General features: G+C 65.9%; 13 protein-coding genes. 8 read left to right on the forward strand and 5 right to left on the reverse strand.

Features of this window, described 5'->3' with window-relative positions:
* Window positions 1-25 precede the first annotated feature (25 nt).
* Entirely contained in the window at window positions 26-589 is a 564-nt protein-coding gene (locus tag NMQ03_RS10365; RefSeq protein WP_255175505.1) for a dihydrofolate reductase family protein, read from the forward strand.
* 9 nt (window positions 590-598) lie between these two features.
* Here the strand turns inward: NMQ03_RS10365 and NMQ03_RS10370 are convergent, their stop codons facing one another.
* A complete protein-coding gene (locus tag NMQ03_RS10370; RefSeq protein ID WP_255175506.1) occupies window positions 599-1,063 on the reverse strand; it encodes a hotdog fold thioesterase in 465 nt (154 codons plus the stop codon).
* A 217-nt stretch (window positions 1,064-1,280) separates the two neighbouring features.
* Here NMQ03_RS10370 and polA point away from each other — a divergent pair, with 217 nt between their 5' ends.
* From polA to rpsA, 3 genes are all read left to right on the forward strand, one after another.
* Entirely contained in the window at window positions 1,281-3,923 is a 2,643-nt protein-coding gene (polA, locus tag NMQ03_RS10375; protein WP_255175584.1) for a DNA polymerase I, read from the forward strand.
* A gap of 70 nt (window positions 3,924-3,993) precedes the next feature.
* On the forward strand, window positions 3,994-5,292 hold the full coding sequence (locus tag NMQ03_RS10380) for a GNAT family N-acetyltransferase (RefSeq protein ID WP_255175507.1): 1,299 nt from the start codon (window positions 3,994-3,996) through the stop codon (window positions 5,290-5,292).
* A gap of 250 nt (window positions 5,293-5,542) precedes the next feature.
* On the forward strand, window positions 5,543-7,018 hold the full coding sequence (gene rpsA / locus NMQ03_RS10385; RefSeq protein ID WP_255175508.1) for a 30S ribosomal protein S1: 1,476 nt from the start codon (window positions 5,543-5,545) through the stop codon (window positions 7,016-7,018).
* Between the two features lie 145 nt (window positions 7,019-7,163).
* Here rpsA and NMQ03_RS10390 read toward each other — a convergent pair whose 3' ends face one another.
* On the reverse strand, window positions 7,164-7,664 hold the full coding sequence (locus NMQ03_RS10390) for a GNAT family N-acetyltransferase (protein ID WP_255175509.1): 501 nt from the start codon (window positions 7,662-7,664) through the stop codon (window positions 7,164-7,166).
* Window positions 7,648-8,358: a YigZ family protein gene (locus tag NMQ03_RS10395; protein ID WP_255175510.1), complete on the reverse strand. Its 711-nt coding sequence runs from the start codon at window positions 8,356-8,358 to the stop codon at window positions 7,648-7,650. The genes NMQ03_RS10390 and NMQ03_RS10395 overlap by 17 nt, the downstream gene beginning before the upstream one ends.
* A gap of 76 nt (window positions 8,359-8,434) precedes the next feature.
* On the opposite strand from NMQ03_RS10395, the gene NMQ03_RS10400 reads away from it, so the two are divergent.
* The 4 genes from NMQ03_RS10400 (at window position 8,435) to NMQ03_RS10415 (ending at window position 13,964) form a co-directional block, all read left to right on the forward strand.
* Complete coding sequence (locus tag NMQ03_RS10400) at window positions 8,435-9,091, forward strand: SRPBCC family protein (protein WP_255175511.1); 657 nt, start codon at window positions 8,435-8,437, stop codon at window positions 9,089-9,091.
* Window positions 9,092-9,338: 247 nt separating this feature from the next.
* A complete protein-coding gene (coaE, locus tag NMQ03_RS10405) occupies window positions 9,339-10,553 on the forward strand; it encodes a dephospho-CoA kinase (protein ID WP_255175512.1) in 1,215 nt (404 codons plus the stop codon).
* An 80-nt stretch (window positions 10,554-10,633) separates the two neighbouring features.
* The gene (gene uvrB / locus NMQ03_RS10410) at window positions 10,634-12,748 is read left to right on the forward strand and encodes an excinuclease ABC subunit UvrB (RefSeq protein ID WP_255175513.1); all 2,115 of its coding nucleotides are present in this window, start codon (window positions 10,634-10,636) and stop codon (window positions 12,746-12,748) included.
* A 187-nt stretch (window positions 12,749-12,935) separates the two neighbouring features.
* Window positions 12,936-13,964, forward strand: a complete 1,029-nt coding sequence (locus NMQ03_RS10415; RefSeq protein ID WP_255175514.1) for a TerC family protein — start codon at window positions 12,936-12,938, stop codon at window positions 13,962-13,964.
* A 223-nt stretch (window positions 13,965-14,187) separates the two neighbouring features.
* On the opposite strand, the gene NMQ03_RS10420 is transcribed toward NMQ03_RS10415, so the two are convergent.
* Window positions 14,188-15,540, reverse strand: coding sequence for an alpha/beta fold hydrolase (locus NMQ03_RS10420; RefSeq protein ID WP_255172151.1), 1,353 nt, complete (start codon window positions 15,538-15,540; stop codon window positions 14,188-14,190).
* Window positions 15,527-16,042, reverse strand: coding sequence for a GNAT family N-acetyltransferase (locus tag NMQ03_RS10425; protein ID WP_255172152.1), 516 nt, complete (start codon window positions 16,040-16,042; stop codon window positions 15,527-15,529). Before NMQ03_RS10425 ends, NMQ03_RS10420 begins: the two co-directional genes overlap by 14 nt.
* Between the last annotated feature and the right edge of the window lie 53 nt (window positions 16,043-16,095).

Here is a 16,095-nt window from a genome sequence, read left to right on the forward strand (position 1 = left end):
CGCATCCAAAGGCTAGGCTGGGGCCATGCAGCGCATCCAGTACTTTGTGGCAGCGTCCCTTGACGGTTTCATTGCCACGTCCACGGACGACCTTGGCTGGCTGCTCCAGTTCGACGGCTTTGAGGGCGGAGCTGACAGCTACAACGACTTCATGGCCGCGGTGGGCTGCATCGTCATGGGCGGGGAAACCTACGCCTGGCTGATGGAGCATGAGCCCGGCGCGTGGCCGTATTCCGGCACGCCCTGCTACGTCTTCACGCACCACGAACACCGGGCGCCGGACGGGGCGGACATCACGTTTGTCCGCGGCGACGTGCGGGAGTTCATCGCAGACTTCCGGCAGGCAGCGGGAGGCCTGAACATCTGGGTGGTGGGCGGCGGCAACCTTGCGGCCCAGTTCGCCGATGAAGCCCTTTTGGACGAGATCATCCTCTCCGTCATCCCCGTGGTGCTGGGTGAGGGGAAACGGCTGCTGCCGATGAAGGGCCCCACCCCGCCGCTCGAGCTGGCTGCTTCCCGCACGCTGGGCCGGGGCATCGTCGAACTGCGCTACCTGCTGCTGCGCCCCGGGGCGGACCCGCAGTCCTGATCCGCTGCCTCAGCCGGCGTTGTCGCGGAGCATGTTGGTGATCCGGGCGGTTGACAGGCGCCGGCCCCGGGAGTCCGTCATGACGATCTCGTGGGTGGCCAGGGTCCTGCCCAGGTGGATCGCCGTGCAGGTACCCGTCACCAGGCCCTCAGCGATGGACCGGTGATGCGTGGCGTTGACCTCAATGCCGACGGCGTGGCGTCCCGGTCCTGCATGCATGCCTGCGGCGAAGGAGCCAAGGGTTTCCGCCAGCACCACGTGCGCGCCGCCATGCAGGATCCCCGCAACCTGGGTGTTGCCCTCAACCGGCATCGTGGCGACAGTGCGTTCCGGGCTCATTTCCAGGAAATGGATTCCCATCTTGACCACCAGGGCGCCGACACCGAAAGCGCCCAGCCAGTCATGCATATGGTCGGGAATCCCGGCGGCTGTCAGCTCTTCGGCGAAAGCGCCCGGCGTGAAATTGTCTGTCATGGCAACTAGGCTGGCACCTGTGAGTGAAACAACCAAACCGGCCCCTTTTCCGTCCCAGGCCATCGACGAGGGTGCTGCCGTGCAGCCTTCGTCCCCCGTCCGCAGGCCTGCTGCAAAGGCCGCTGCCCCCGCCGCCGGTGGGTCTGTTTCAGCTACCGAAGCTCCGGTCATTCCCATCACCGGCCAGCCCCGGCTGCTGGTCCTCGACGGCCACTCGATGGCATTCCGGGCCTTCTTCGCCCTGCCGGCGGACAAGTTCTCCACCTCGAACGGCCAGCACACCAACGCCATCCACGGCTTCACCTCCATGCTGATCAACCTCATCAAGGAGCAGCAGCCCACCCACATCGCCGTGGCGTTCGACGTCTCCGATGAATCCACCCACCGCAAGACCGAGTACAGCGAGTACAAGGGCGGCCGGAACGAAACCCCGCGGGAGATGAGCGGCCAGATCGACCTCATCGGCCAGGTCATGGAGGCCTGGGGCATCAAGACCATCAAGATGCCCGGCTACGAGGCCGATGACATCCTTGCCACCCTCGCCGCGATGGGTGAGAAGGCAGGCTTCGAGGTTTTGCTCGTCTCCGGCGACCGGGACGCCTTCCAGCTCATCACGGACAACGTGTTCGTGCTGTATCCGCGCAAGGGTGTCAGCGACATCCCGCGGATGGATGCCGCCGCCATCGAGGCAAAGTACTTCGTCAGCCCGTCCCGCTACTCCGATCTCGCCGCACTCGTGGGGGAGACGGCGGACAACCTTCCCGGCGTGCCCGGCGTCGGACCCAAGACGGCGGCCAAATGGATCAACCTCTACGGCGGCCTCGAAGGCGTCCTGGAGCACCTCGATTCCATCGGCGGCAAGGTGGGCGACGCCCTGCGGGAGAACGTTGACGCCGTCAAGCGCAACCGCCGGCTGAACCAGCTCCACACCGACCTCGCCCTCCCCGTCACCCTGGACGACCTCTACCAACCGCGCCCGGACCAGGCCGCCATCGAGGACCTCTTCGACCAGCTTGAGTTCAAGGCCATCCGGGGCCGGTTGTTTGCCCTGTACGGAGACGCCGACACCCCGGCCGCCGAACGGGAAAGCATCGAAACCCCGGACTACAGCACCCCCGCCAACGCCGCTGAGCTGGCCGCCTTCCTGGCTGCCGGCGCAGGGCAGCGGTCCGCCCTCGCCGTCGACCTCGTCCCCGGCCGGATCGGTGAGGACGCCGACGCATTGGCCATCGTCCGCGGCGACGCCGCCGTCTATGTGGAGCTCGCCGGCCAGGACGCGGAAACCGAGAACGTGCTGGCCGCGTGGCTGCGCGATCCTGAAGCACCCAAGGTGATGCACGGCTTCAAGGCCGCGCTCAAGGCGCTCACGGCCCGCGGCCTGGAACTGGAGGGCGTGGTGGATGACACTTCCATCTCCGGCTACCTCATCCAGCCGGACCGCCGCACCTACGAACTCGCCGAACTCGCCCAGCACCACCTCAACGTGGGCATACCCGCCGCCACGGCCAAGGCGGGGCAGCTTGAGCTCTCCTTCGACGGCGATGACACCGCCGCCGCCGACGCCCTGGTCCAGGCCGGCGCCGTGGTGCTGGCCCTGAGCCGCTTCTTCGAGGACGAACTCAAGGACCGCCGGGCCGAGGAACTGCTGTCCACCCTTGAGCTGCCTGTCAGCCGCGTGCTGGCGGACATGGAACTCGCCGGCATTGCGATCGACATGGACAAGATGGACGACCAGCTTGCCGATCTTGCCCGGGTCATCGACCAGGCACAGGAACAGGCGTTCGCCGCGATCGGCCACGAGGTCAACCTGGGCTCGCCCAAGCAGCTGCAGACCGTCCTGTTCGACGAACTGCAGCTCCCCAAGACCAAGAAGATCAAGTCCGGCTACACCACCGACGCCGCGTCCCTGAAGAACCTGCTGGAAAAGACCGGGCACGAGTTCCTGGTGCAGCTCATGGCGCACCGGGAGGCCGCCAAGCTGCGGCAGATGATCGAGTCGCTGAAGAAGTCCGTGGCGGAAGACGGCCGCATCCACACCACCTATGCCCAGAACGTCGCGGCCACCGGCCGGATCTCGTCCAACAACCCCAACCTGCAGAACATCCCCATCCGCAGCGAGGAGGGCCGGCGCGTGCGCGGCATCTTCGTGGTCAGCGACGGGTACGAGTGCCTGCTCTCCGCGGACTACTCGCAGATCGAGATGCGCATCATGGCACACCTCTCCGGCGACGAAGGCCTGATCCAGGCGTACAGGGACGGCGAGGACCTGCACCGGTTCGTCGGCTCCAACATCTTCCACGTCCCCACCGACCAAGTCACCAGCGCCATGCGATCCAAGGTCAAGGCCATGTCCTACGGCCTTGCCTACGGCCTGACGTCCTTCGGCCTGTCCAAGCAGCTCGAGATTTCCGTCGATGAAGCCCGCACCCTCATGAAGGACTACTTCGACCGCTTCGGCGCCGTCCGCGACTACCTCCGGGGAGTGGTGGACCAGGCCCGGGTGGATGGCTACACGGCCACCATCGAGGGCCGCCGCCGCTACCTGCCGGACCTCACCAGCACGGACCGCCAGCTGCGCGAGAATGCCGAGCGCATCGCACTCAACAGCCCCATCCAGGGCTCCGCAGCGGACATCATCAAGCGCGCCATGCTGGGTGTCCACGCCGAACTGCAGGCCCAGGGCCTGAAATCCCGGATGCTGCTCCAGGTCCACGACGAACTGGTCCTCGAGGTCGCCGCGGGCGAACGCGCCGCCGTTGAGAAGCTGGTCACCGAGCAGATGGGTGCCGCCGCCGACCTCAGCGTGCCGCTGGAAGTCCAGATCGGCGTCGGGCCCAGCTGGTACGACGCCGGACACTAGGGCCCGGCCCGTTAACCAGCAGGAATGTTTGTGCTGGTCAGGTGCCGGATTCATAACTAGGCTCGGGTAAATGGGTGATCTGAGCGGAAACTATGAAATCCGGCGCTTCGAGCCGGCTGCCAAAGAGGATCCTGCCTACCCGCAGACCGTCGACTGGATGCGGGCCGTTGCCTTCGGGTTCCATGATGCGCGCCGCAGCGACGAACGGGTGGACCGGGGCATCGGGATGCAGCGCGCCGACGGGCGGGTGATGACCGGCGCCTACCAGGCAGGGCCAGTGGCCGACCACGCCCTGGGAGCCCACGTCCCGGTGGCAACCTTCGGTACCTTCAATAAGACAATGAACATCGGCTTCGGCCGGATGCTCGACACCCGGCTGGTCACGGCCGTGACGGTCCGGACGTCACACCGGCGTAGGGGACTGCTGCGCCGGATGATGGCAGAGGAGCTGAGCCTGGCCCGCCGGGAGGGGCTGGCGATGGCGGCATTGACCGCGTCGGAGGCCTCGATTTACAGCAGGTTCGGTTTCGGGGTGGCCACCCGGGAGCAGTCAATCAAGGTCGACACCAGCCGCCGCTTCGTCCTCAACCACCACGCCACGGGCCGGGTGGAGGTGGCCGATCCCAAGGTCCTCCTCGACCTGGCGCCGAAGGTCTTTGAGCAGCTGCACCGCCTCACGCCCGGTTCGATCGGGCGCCACGAGTTCTACCGCCAGCTCGCGTCCGGATCCATCAGCCGGGCCGAGGACGAGGACCCCAAGGTCAAAGTTGCGCTGCACTATGGACCAGACGGCGCGGTCGATGGCTACGTCTCCTACAAGTTCGCAGGCTGGGACGCCCGGCCGTACACCATGGAAGTGGTGGACCTGGTGGCAGCCACCGACCACGCCTACCTGGAGCTCTGGCAGTACCTTGGCGCCATCGACCTGGTCGAGAGCGTCACGTGGGAAGAAGCAATGGTCGATGATCCGCTGCCATGGGCGCTCGAGGACTCCCGCTGCGTTGAAGCCTCCGAGCCCCGGGACATGCTCTGGCTCCGGATCCTGGACGTCCCTGAGGCCCTGGCGGCCCGGCACTACCCCTCGGACGGAAGGCTCGTCCTGGAGGTGGGGGACCCGTTGGGCTTCACGGCAGGAACGTTCGTGCTGGAGGTCGACGGCGGCCAGGCCGCCGTCGAACGTGCCGGCGCGGGGGAGCGGCCCGACCTGGCCATGGATGTCTCCGCGCTGTCCTCGATCTACCTCGGCGGCGTCTGCCCGGTGACACTGGCGGCAGCGGGGAAGATTTCCGAACACGCAAAAGGTGCCGCATTCAGGGCGCGGCAGATGTTCGCTGTGGAACGGGCCACGCACTGCATGACCCACTTCTGATACCGCGCGCCAGCTGCACGTTCCCCCTCCGCCGCCGCTTTGACCCCGATTGCCGGCAGCGACTAGAATAAACGGGCGTGTACCACGTGCACGCGCTTGCGGTCCTCTGCGGACTGCATTGAAAAGCAATCCACAAATCAGGATGACCCGGGGAATCCATCGGATTCACCGAGAATCGCGCCTGCGTTCCATAACGCGGGCGCGCCGGTTTGCCTGACCGACTAACTATCCACAACGGAGCCCCTACTACATGACCATCACCTCCACCGAGAAGCCCGGTACCCCCGTCGTCGCGATTAACGACATCGGTACCGCTGAGGACTTCCTCGCAGCTGTCGACGCCACCATCAAGTACTTCAACGACGGAGATCTCGTCGAGGGTACCGTCGTCAAGGTCGACCGCGATGAAGTCCTGCTCGACATCGGTTACAAGACCGAAGGTGTCATCCCCTCCCGCGAGCTGTCCATCAAGCACGACGTTGATCCCGGGGACGTCGTCTCCGTTGGCGATCAGGTCGAAGCCCTGGTGCTCACCAAGGAAGACAAAGAAGGCCGTCTGATCCTCTCCAAGAAGCGTGCTCAGTACGAGCGCGCCTGGGGCGACATCGAGAAGGTCAAGGAAGAAGACGGTGTCGTCACCGGTACCGTCATCGAGGTTGTCAAGGGTGGTCTTATCCTCGACATCGGCCTGCGCGGCTTCCTGCCCGCATCCCTCGTCGAGATGCGCCGTGTGCGCGACCTTGCTCCGTACATCGGTCAGCAGATCGAAGCCAAGATCATCGAGCTGGACAAGAACCGCAACAACGTTGTGCTGTCCCGCCGTGCATGGCTCGAGCAGACCCAGTCCGAGGTCCGCTCCACGTTCCTCAACAAGCTGGAAAAGGGCCAGGTCCGTCCCGGCGTCGTTTCCTCCATCGTCAACTTTGGTGCCTTCGTGGACCTGGGCGGCGTAGACGGCCTCGTCCACGTTTCCGAGCTCTCCTGGAAGCACATCGACCACCCGTCCGAGGTTGTCGAAGTTGGCCAGGAAGTCACCGTCGAGGTTCTCGAGGTCGACCTGGACCGCGAGCGCGTCTCCCTGTCGCTCAAGGCTACGCAGGAAGATCCGTGGCAGACCTTCGCCCGCACCCACGCCCTCGGCCAGGTTGTTCCGGGTAAGGTCACCAAGCTGGTTCCGTTCGGTGCGTTCGTCCGCGTCGAAGACGGCATCGAAGGCCTGGTCCACATCTCCGAGCTCGCCGTGCGCCACGTTGAGCTGGCCGAGCAGGTTGTCTCCGTTGGTGACGAACTGTTCGTCAAGGTCATCGACATCGACCTCGAGCGCCGCCGCATCTCGCTGTCCCTCAAGCAGGCCAACGAGGGCGTCGACGCCGACAGCACCGAATTCGATCCCGCTCTGTACGGCATGGCCGCAGAGTACGACGAAGAGGGCAACTACAAGTACCCCGAGGGCTTCGACCCCGAGTCCAACGAATGGCTCGAGGGCTACGAGAACCAGCGCGCAGCCTGGGAGCAGCAGTACGCTGACGCCCAGACCCGTTGGGAAGCCCACAAGAAGCAGGTTGCCCAGCACGCTGCCGACGACGCTGCAGCTGCAACGTCCGGCGACAGCGACTCGGGCGCAACCAGCTACTCCTCCGAGCCTGCTGCCACCGATTCCGGTGCCGGCACCCTGGCTTCGGACGAGGCACTTGCTGCCCTGCGTGAGAAGCTGACCGGCAACTAATTGCCGCCGGCCCGGACTTCCCGGGCTGACACAGTGGGCCCCCGCGAAAGCGGGGGCCCACTGTGCTTTAACGCGCCTGCTGTGCTTTAGGAGCAATAGGGGCCTTACGCCCTGACCGCCGTCTGGACGGGTCCCCGCCTCCGCGCTAAAGGTCGACGACGGCGAGGACCGTCCCGTCGTCGTCGTGCGTCAGTGCCGCGCCTGCTGCCGTGAGCAGCCGCTGGGCGCCCAAGTTCCCGGACAGGGTACGCGCGGTGACGCGTTTCAGGCCCGCCCGGCGGGCCTCCGCCAGGACGAGGTCCAGGGCGGCACCGCCGATCCCCCGGGAACGGAAGCTCCGGCCAAGCCAGATGCCGGTTTCCGCAGAGGGGATTTCAGCCGCGGGGTCGCGCTTGAGCCTGATAGAGCCGGCGATGTGGGGACCCTTGAAGACAGCCCAGGACTTTTCCGCCGCAGGTCCGTCCAGTCCTGCGGCTGCAGCGCGGTGATAACCGTAGAACCAGGCCGTGCGCTCCAGGTTCCAGCCGGGGCCTCCCAGCGGGGGTGCCACTTCATCGGGGGAGGCGTCGCGCTTGGCCAATTGGAGCAGCCGGTCCGCCACGGCCTCGTCGACGTCCGCCAGGGTCACATCAGTCGAGGGGCTCATCAATCCATTCCGTTCCGCCGGGAGTGAGCCCGGCGGACCCTGCCGTCAGCTGCAGCAGGCGGTCGGACGCGGCGGCGATGGCGTCAGCATTGTCAGCCACCGCAATCCGCAGCACCGTGTGCCGGTCCTGGTAGCTGGTGTCCGCCATGACCATGCCTGCGGCGCGCAGATCGTTCTCAAGCCGCCCCGCTGCCGCGTGCGGCACCGCCGTGGAACAGATCCGCCGCCTGCTGCGCCGGACAAGGGGTGCCAGGTCAAGGGCTGCGGAGACTGATTCGGAATACGCGCGGACCAGGCCACCCGCGCCGAGCAGGACGCCGCCGAAATAGCGGACGACGACGGCACTGATGTCGCTGAGGTCAGTCACCCCGGGGGCCGTTTCCCTTTTCAGCAGGGCTTCGAGCATGGGGATGCCGGCAGTCCCGGCGGGTTCGCCGTCGTCGCTGGAACGCTGGACGGTCCGGTCCGGCCCGATGACGAACGCCGAGCAGTGGTGGCGGGCATCGTGGAATTCGCGGCGAAGGCCGGTCACGAGATCGCGGGCCGCGTCTTCCGTGCCCGCCCTCCGGAGAACCGTGATGAACCTGGAGCGCTTGATCTCAAGTTCATGCCGGAAGTCCCCGCCCGCTGCCAGCGTGCTGTAGGAGGTGGCCCGGCTCTGCGCCTCTGCTGCTGGTTCTGCCGGTTTCCGCACCGGTTCAGTCTAAAGGACCCGGGTATGGGGGCTTAGGACTCATGACAGTGGAGGGTGTGGCCCCGAGAATTGAGCCATGTCCATACCTGTAACCATGTCCAGGCGAGGGAAACCGCGGCGGCTTGCCCTGCCAGCGGTGGTGCTTGCGGGGGTGGTGGCCCCGGCTGTGTGGTTCCCGAGGTACTACCTGCGCTGGGGCGCGACGGATGCGGAGGCAAACGGTGGCCTGCCAGGCGACGATTTCCTCCCGGTTGCTGACCTGCAGTCAACGCGGGCGGTCACCATCAAAGCCCCGGCGCATCGGGTCTGGCCCTGGTTGGCGCAGATGGGCCAGGGCCGGGGCGGACTTTACAGTTACGACGTCCTGGACAACCTCGCCGGCCTCGATATACACAGCGCGGACCGGATTCATCCCGAGTGGCAGGACATCAAAGCCGGCGACCGGTTTCACCTGGCACCGGATCCGTCCGCCGACCTGGAGGTGGGCGCCGTAGACCTTGGAAGCTCATTCGTCCTTCGAGTCCCGCCGGGCTCACCCGGCCCCTTCGACTTCTCCTGGGCGTTCGTCCTGCGGCCGCAGCCCGACGGCACCACCCGGTTGCTGGTCCGTGAGCGATATGCCTACCGCAGATGGTGGACGCTGCTCATGGTCGAGGCCGTGGAGATCGCGAGCTTCGTGATGTCCCGCCGAATGCTCCAGGGGATCAGGGACCGCGCCGAGAGCAGAGTCTAAGCCCTTGCGGCGGTGTGTGGATTCCGGCCCCCTGTGCCGTGCACCTCGGGAGGAATTCAGATGGTCGACCTGCCCCCACCCCGTTCGTGGCACGTGCCCGGCGGCTGATGCCGAAAGTGGATGCTTTGACGATTCCCGGTGCCGAACACGATTTGCCTGTCTCGAAGCCGGAACCCGTGGATGAGCTCATCATGGAGTTCCTGGCTGATGGCCGGGACTGTCCGGCTTTTGGCCCTAATGTGGGGGTGTGCTGAAGATCGGGTTGACGGGCGGGATCGCCTCAGGGAAGTCGGTGGTTGCCGCGCGGCTGCAGGAACGCGGCGCCGTGTTGGTGGATGCGGATGCGCTGGCCAGGGAGGTGGTTGAGCCCGGGACCGAAGGGCTGGAGCGCATCGTGGGGGAGTTTGGCGAAGGAATGCTCGGCGACGGCGGACGGCTTGACCGCGCGCGTCTCGGGGCGGCGGTGTTCGGCAATCCTGAGCGCCTCGCCGCTTTGAACGCCATCGTCCATCCCCTGGTGCGCGCCCGCGCCGCCGCCATCACGGCAGCAGCCCCCGCTGACGCCGTGGTGGTCCAGGACATTCCCCTCCTGGTAGAGACCGGCCAGGGGTCCGCTTTCCACCTGGTGGTGGTGGTGGATGCGCCGGACGACGTGCGGCTGCAGCGCATGCTCGAGCACCGGGGAATGACCGCGGAAGCAGCGCGTGCCCGGATGGACGCCCAGGCCACGCGCCAGGACCGGCTGGCCGCTGCCGACGCGGTCCTGGACAACTCCGGTACCGTTCAGCACCTGCTGGACCAGGTGGACCGGCTTTGGGATGAGCGCCTGGTGCCCTTCGCCCGCAACCTGGTGGCGGGGAAACGCGCACCCCGGAACGGGGGACCGGTCCTGGAACCGTACCGGACGGACTGGGCGCAGCAGGCGGCCAGGATAGCGGCACGGCTGGTGGCGGCCGCACCCGGGCTCATCCTGGCCGTGGACCACATCGGCTCCACATCTGTTTCCGGCCTGGCGGCGAAGGACGTCATCGACCTGCAGGTGACGGTGCCTGACCTTGCGGTGGCGGCCACAATTGCACCGCTCCTGGCCGCAGCAGGCTTTCCGGCAGTACGGGACGTAGAATCCGACACTCCAAAGCCCAATGCTCCGGACCCGGCAGCATGGTTGAAGCGGTTCCATGCCAATGCGGACCCGTGCCGCGCCGTCAACGTCCACGTCCGGGCGGCCGGTTCGGCCGGATGGCGCTTCGCGCTGATGTTCCGCGACTGGCTGCGGAACGATCCCTCCGCGCTCCGGCTGTACGCAGCGCACAAGGCTGACCTCGCGGCCCGGCACGCCGGTGCGGGGACCACCAGGTCCTACGCGGAGGCGAAGGAACCGTGGTTCACGGATGTCGCGTGGCCCCTGATGGCTGCGTGGGCCGAGGCAACCGGGTGGGAACCGCCGTCGTACGCGTCCTGACACCGGTCCGCGCACCGGCCGATGTTCGCCGGTAACGGACGGGGCCGTCCAGTGTCGGTGCCCGGCTGTAAATTAGATCCATGAGCCTTGCGCAGGAAATCAACCGTGTTGTAGCGCCCTTCGAAGTCATCAGCGAATTCAAGCCCGCGGGAGACCAGCTTACCGCCATTGCGGAGCTGACCGAGCGCATCAACAACGGTGAGAAGGACGTGGTGCTCCTCGGTGCCACGGGTACCGGTAAGAGCGCCACCACCGCATGGCTCATCGAACAGGTGCAGCGCCCCACCCTGGTGATGGTGCAGAACAAGACCCTCGCCGCCCAGCTGGCCAACGAGTTCCGGGAACTCCTGCCCAACAACGCGGTGGAGTACTTCGTTTCGTACTACGACTACTACCAGCCCGAAGCGTACGTGGCACAGACGGACACCTTCATCGAGAAGGATTCCTCCATCAACGAGGAAGTGGAACGCCTCCGCCACTCCGCCACCAACGCGCTGCTGACGCGCCGGGATGTGATCGTGGTGGCCACCGTGTCCTGCATCTACGGCCTGGGAACCCCCGAGGAATACATTTCCGGCATGGTCACCCTCCGAAAGGGTGCCGAAATGAACCGGGACGACCTCCTCCGCAAGTTCGTCTCCATGCAGTATGCCCGCAACGACATGGACTTCCACCGCGGCACCTTCCGGGTGCGCGGCGACACCGTGGAAATCATTCCGATGTACGAGGAACTGGCCATCAGGATCGAGTTCTTCGGCGACGAGATCGAGAACATCCACACGCTCCACCCGCTCACCGGCGAGGTCATCCGCGACGAGGAAGAGATGTACGTCTTCCCGGCTTCCCACTATGTGGCCGGCCCGGAACGGATGGCACGGGCCATCAAACGGATCGAGGATGAACTGGCAGACCGGCTGAAGGTGCTGGAAAGCCAGAACAAGCTGGTTGAAGCGCAGCGCCTGCGGATGCGCACCACGTACGACCTCGAAATGATGCAGCAGATGGGGTTCTGCAACGGCATCGAGAACTACTCGGCGCACATTGACGGCCGCGGGCCCGGCACCGCGCCGCACTGCCTGCTCGACTACTTCCCGGACGACTTCCTGCTGGTGGTGGACGAGTCCCACGTGACCATTCCCCAGATTGGCGCCATGTACGAAGGCGACATGTCCCGCAAACGGAACCTGGTGGACTTCGGCTTCCGGTTGCCTTCCGCCATGGACAACCGGCCGCTGAAGTGGGACGAGTTCCTGGAACGCGTGGGCCAGACCGTCTACCTCTCCGCCACCCCCGGCAAGTATGAGCTGGGCAAAGCAGACGGCTTCGTCCAGCAGATCATCCGTCCCACCGGCCTGGTGGATCCCGAGGTGGTGGTCAAGCCCACCAAGGGGCAGATCGATGACCTCCTCGGCGAGATCAAGACCCGGGTGGAGAAAAATGAGCGCGTCCTGGTGACCACGCTGACCAAACGCATGGCGGAGGACCTCACCGACTACCTGCTGGGCCACGGCGTGAAAGTCGAATACCTGCACTCCGACGTCGACACCCTGCGGCGCGTGGAACTCCTGCGTGAACTGCGGTTGGGATCTTTCGACGTCCTGGTGGGCATCAACCTTCTCCGTGAGGGCCTGGACCTTCCCGAGGTGTCCCTGGTCAGCATCCTGGACGCGGACAAGGAAGGCTTCCTGCGCTCCTCCACCTCGCTGATCCAGACCATCGGACGTGCCGCCCGCAACGTCTCCGGCCAGGTGCACATGTACGCAGACCGGATCACCGACTCCATGGCCAACGCCATTGACGAAACCAACCGGCGCCGCGCCATCCAGGTCGCGTACAACAAGGAACATGGCGTCGATCCCCAACCGCTGCGGAAGAAGATCGCCGACATCACGGACCAGTTGGCCAAGGAAGACGCCGATACCGATGCGCTGCTGGGCAGCTTCGACTACGGCAAGGGCAAACGCGGCATCACAGGGGCAAACAAAGCCGGGGCCAAGAAGGGCGCGGCCCAGGTCCGTTCCGACGGGCTGGCGGCCGCACCGGCGGAGGACCTGGTGGGCCTGATCGAGCAGCTGACGGAACAGATGCATGGCGCGGCGGCCGAGCTGCAGTTCGAGGTGGCGGCGCGGATCCGCGACGAGGTCAGCGAGCTGAAGAAGGAGCTGCGGCAGATGCAGGCGGCAGGCCACGCCTGACGTCCGCGGCCGGGTACCCGGCTGGGGTACAGTTAAAGCACGTAGGGGAGTATCCCAAGCGCTACGATCGTCAACACGCAGGGCACAGCTGCCCCGCCGGGCGTAGCGGGCCGCCACATCAGCACCAAGTGCACAGGCAGGCCGGAGAGACTTACACCACTTTGTGTACCCCGCGAAAGGCTGCCCTGTGCTCGACTTGCCCGTATGGTTCGAGGTTGGCTCATTTGCCGTCCTCGGCCTGATTCTCCTGATCGATCTCCTCCTGGTAGTGCGGCGCCCGCACGAGCCGTCCATGAAGGAGGCCGGTCTGTGGGTGGCCTTCTACGTCACCCTTGCCCTGGCCTTCGCCGGCGCCATGTTCGCCTTCACCGGCCCCGAATTCGGCAGCCAGTTCGTTGCCGGCTGGGTCACGGAGTACAGCCTCAGCATCGACAACCTGTTCGTGTTCATCATCATCATGGCCAGGTTCTCCGTGCCGAGGAAGTACCAGCAGGAAGTCTTGATGGTGGGCATCATCATCGCGCTCATCCTGCGCGGCATCTTCATCATGCTGGGTGCCATTGTCATCGAGCAGTTCAGCTGGGTCTTCTACATCTTCGGCGCATTCCTGCTGTGGACAGCCTGGAAGCAGGCCCAGGACGAAGGCGAAGAGGAAGAGGACCGCGAGAACCCGCTGATTGCGAAGATCCGCAAGGTCATCCCGATGTCGGAGAAGTTCGACGGCGGCAAGCTGCGTACCGTAGTCAACGGCAAGAAGGTCTTCACCCCCATGGTGATCGTCTTCATCACCATCGGCCTCACGGACCTGCTGTTCGCAGTTGACTCCATCCCCGCGATCTTCGGCCTGACCCAGAGCCCCTTCATTGTCTTCACCGCCAACCTGTTCGCCCTGATGGGCCTGCGGCAGCTGTACTTCCTGCTGGGTGGCCTGATGAACCGGCTCATCTACCTCAAGCACGCCCTGTCCTTCATCCTGGCGTTCATCGGCATCAAGCTTGTCCTGCACGCCATGCACGTCAACGAGCTACCCTTCATCAACGGCGGACAGCACATCGAGTGGGCACCTGAGATCCCCACCTTCGTCTCACTCGCCGTGATTGTGGGCACCATCATCGTCGCCGTCGTCGCCAGCCTGCTCAGCTCCAAGGCCCAGGCCGCCAAGGTGGATCCGCGGCTTGAAGAGGACGCCCGGAAGAGCCACAGCGACGCCGAGTAGGCGCGCCCCGGCGCATTCCCCTCCGGTAATCCCGGCCGCCTGGGCGGCCGGGATTACCCCTTTAAGCCTCCGCAGCACGGACGGTTTCCGCCTCCACCGTGGTCTGGGCTGTAACAGCTCCTGTTCGCCGGTCTTCGCCCGGATCCGCTGCTGCTGGCACGGCGGCTTGCCGCGGCCAGCCGTCCTGGCCGCCGCCGTCGTCACCCGCACCTCACACCGGCGGTCAGCGGCCGCCTGAGCGGGCCATGCCCAGGAGGCGGGCGAAGATCCTCTCGCCGTCGTCGGCGATCCCGTCATGGTGGAAGTCGGCAGTCTCCCAGACCTGCAGCCCGCGCACCGCAGCTGCCGTGCGCAGGGAAAGGTCCCGGTCAACGTAGATATCGTGCGAGTAGACCGCCGCTGCCACGGGAACGGTGTTGGCGGCCAGCACTTCCGGGTCATACAGCGGCTTCCAGTCCTGCTTTGCGGCGAGCAGGTCGGCCACCTCCCGCAGCGGCTGGAGGGCCGGGTCCTGCTCGAAGTACCACGGGTACACCATTTCGCCGGTCAGCAGCAGCGGTTCGGCGTCGGGCCTGAACCAGGGGTTCTCCCGGAGCATGCGCCAGGCTGACCAGTTGGTGGCCTGCTCCTGGCCGTAAATGGATTCATGCATGAGGGCGTACAGCGGGTTTGAACGCCGCGAGACCACACCCTGGAGCTGCTCCAGGAAAGTGTCGGACAGCCTGGGGCCACCCGCGGTGTCCACGAATGCGTCCTCCAGCAGGTAATGCAGGCTGTCCACCCGGGTGTTGCCGCCCAGGAATGCGCTTACCATCTGGAACCGCTCCACGGTGAGGGGGCTGCCGTCGGGCAGGAGTTCCGGTGTGCAGCGCAGGTGGCGGGCAATCCGCTCCACCGCATCCCGGTCCTCCGGATACCAGCCGAAGTATTCGTCGTTCCGTGCCGCTACGCGCTGGAAGGTGGCCCGGTACACGTCGTCCGCGCTGCCCGTGAGAGGTGCCAGGCCGCCAGTGATGAGGGCTTCGCGCAGTCCTTCGGGGGCGAAGGACAGGTATGTCAGGGCGCAGAAGCCGCCATAGCTTTGGCCGTAGATGGTCCAGGCGGGTGATTCCAGGGCACGGCGGATCAGCTCCGCGTCCGCCACGATCGAATCGGCCCTGAAATGCTCCAGGTAGGCAGCCTGTTCGGCAGCGGACCCGCGGGCGGGCAAGGTCCTGCGGTCGACGGGCGTCGAGAGCCCGGTGCCGCGCTGGTCCAGCATCAGGATGCGGAAGTCCTGCGCTGCGGCCTTGCTCCAGCCGCCCAGGGAGCCCCATCTGTTGCCGCGGCCGCCCGGGCCGCCCTGCAGGAAAAGGAGCCAGGGCAGCTGTGCGGCCGCCTCCGCGCTGTGCGCCGCCGAGACATACTCGCGGGCGAACACCGTGATGGTCTCTGCGGAGCCGTCGGGCGGTGCGGAATGGTCCAGGGGGACCGTGAAGTAGTGCTCCACGGTGCGCATGCCACGGAATTCGTGCGTTGCCCTGACCTCATGGCCCGCAGCGGGGACCGCTGCCCGGCGCACGTCAGCCCTGGGCATGGGCGGAAAGGGAGCCGCGGGAGGCCGCACATCCAAACTGGTCCAGCGCCTCCCCGGTGAGCCGGAAAGTGGACCACCCGTCCATGGGGCGGGCACCAAGGCGGCGGTAGAAATTGATGGAGGGCTCGTTCCAGTCCAGTACACTCCATTCCACGCGTGCGTAGCCGTTCTCCACGGCGATAGCGGCAAGGTGCTGCAGCAGGGCCTTGCCATGCCCTTCTCCCCGTGCCTCCGGGCTGACGTAAAGGTCTTCCAGGTAGATCCCGTGGACGCCTTCCCATGTGGAGTAGTTCAGGAACCACAACGCAAAGCCCTGCACGGTGCCTGCCGCGTCCTCTGCCATGGCAGCGAAGATCCGTGGGTTGTCGCCGAACAGGGCCTGCTCCAGCAATTCCGGTGTGTTCCGGACGGCGTCGGGTTCCTTCTCGTAATGCGCCAGTTCGTGGATCATGCGGAGGATGGCGGGAACATCGTGCCGGGTTGCGGGGCGGATTACACTCATTGTTCGAGCTTACCGCCGGGTCCGGCGGTACCGCCGCAGGCAGGGGAAGGGCT

The organism is Arthrobacter sp. DNA4, from assembly GCF_024362385.1.
GTDB lineage: Bacteria > Actinomycetota > Actinomycetes > Actinomycetales > Micrococcaceae > Arthrobacter.

What these genes read in the sequence shown, in the direction of transcription:
- NMQ03_RS10365 (WP_255175505.1), top strand. Translation starts at nt 26, where the DNA reads ATGCAGCGCATCCAGTACTTTGTGGCAGCGTCCCTTGACGGTTTCATT.
- NMQ03_RS10370 (WP_255175506.1), bottom strand. Translation starts at nt 1,063, where the DNA reads ATGACAGACAATTTCACGCCGGGCGCTTTCGCCGAAGAGCTGACAGCC.
- polA (WP_255175584.1), top strand. Translation starts at nt 1,281, where the DNA reads ATGGCATTCCGGGCCTTCTTCGCCCTGCCGGCGGACAAGTTCTCCACC.
- NMQ03_RS10380 (WP_255175507.1), top strand. Translation starts at nt 3,994, where the DNA reads ATGGGTGATCTGAGCGGAAACTATGAAATCCGGCGCTTCGAGCCGGCT.
- rpsA (WP_255175508.1), top strand. Translation starts at nt 5,543, where the DNA reads ATGACCATCACCTCCACCGAGAAGCCCGGTACCCCCGTCGTCGCGATT.
- NMQ03_RS10390 (WP_255175509.1), bottom strand. Translation starts at nt 7,664, where the DNA reads ATGAGCCCCTCGACTGATGTGACCCTGGCGGACGTCGACGAGGCCGTG.
- NMQ03_RS10400 (WP_255175511.1), top strand. Translation starts at nt 8,435, where the DNA reads ATGTCCATACCTGTAACCATGTCCAGGCGAGGGAAACCGCGGCGGCTT.
- uvrB (WP_255175513.1), top strand. Translation starts at nt 10,634, where the DNA reads ATGAGCCTTGCGCAGGAAATCAACCGTGTTGTAGCGCCCTTCGAAGTC.
- NMQ03_RS10420 (WP_255172151.1), bottom strand. Translation starts at nt 15,540, where the DNA reads ATGCCCAGGGCTGACGTGCGCCGGGCAGCGGTCCCCGCTGCGGGCCAT.
- NMQ03_RS10425 (WP_255172152.1), bottom strand. Translation starts at nt 16,042, where the DNA reads ATGAGTGTAATCCGCCCCGCAACCCGGCACGATGTTCCCGCCATCCTC.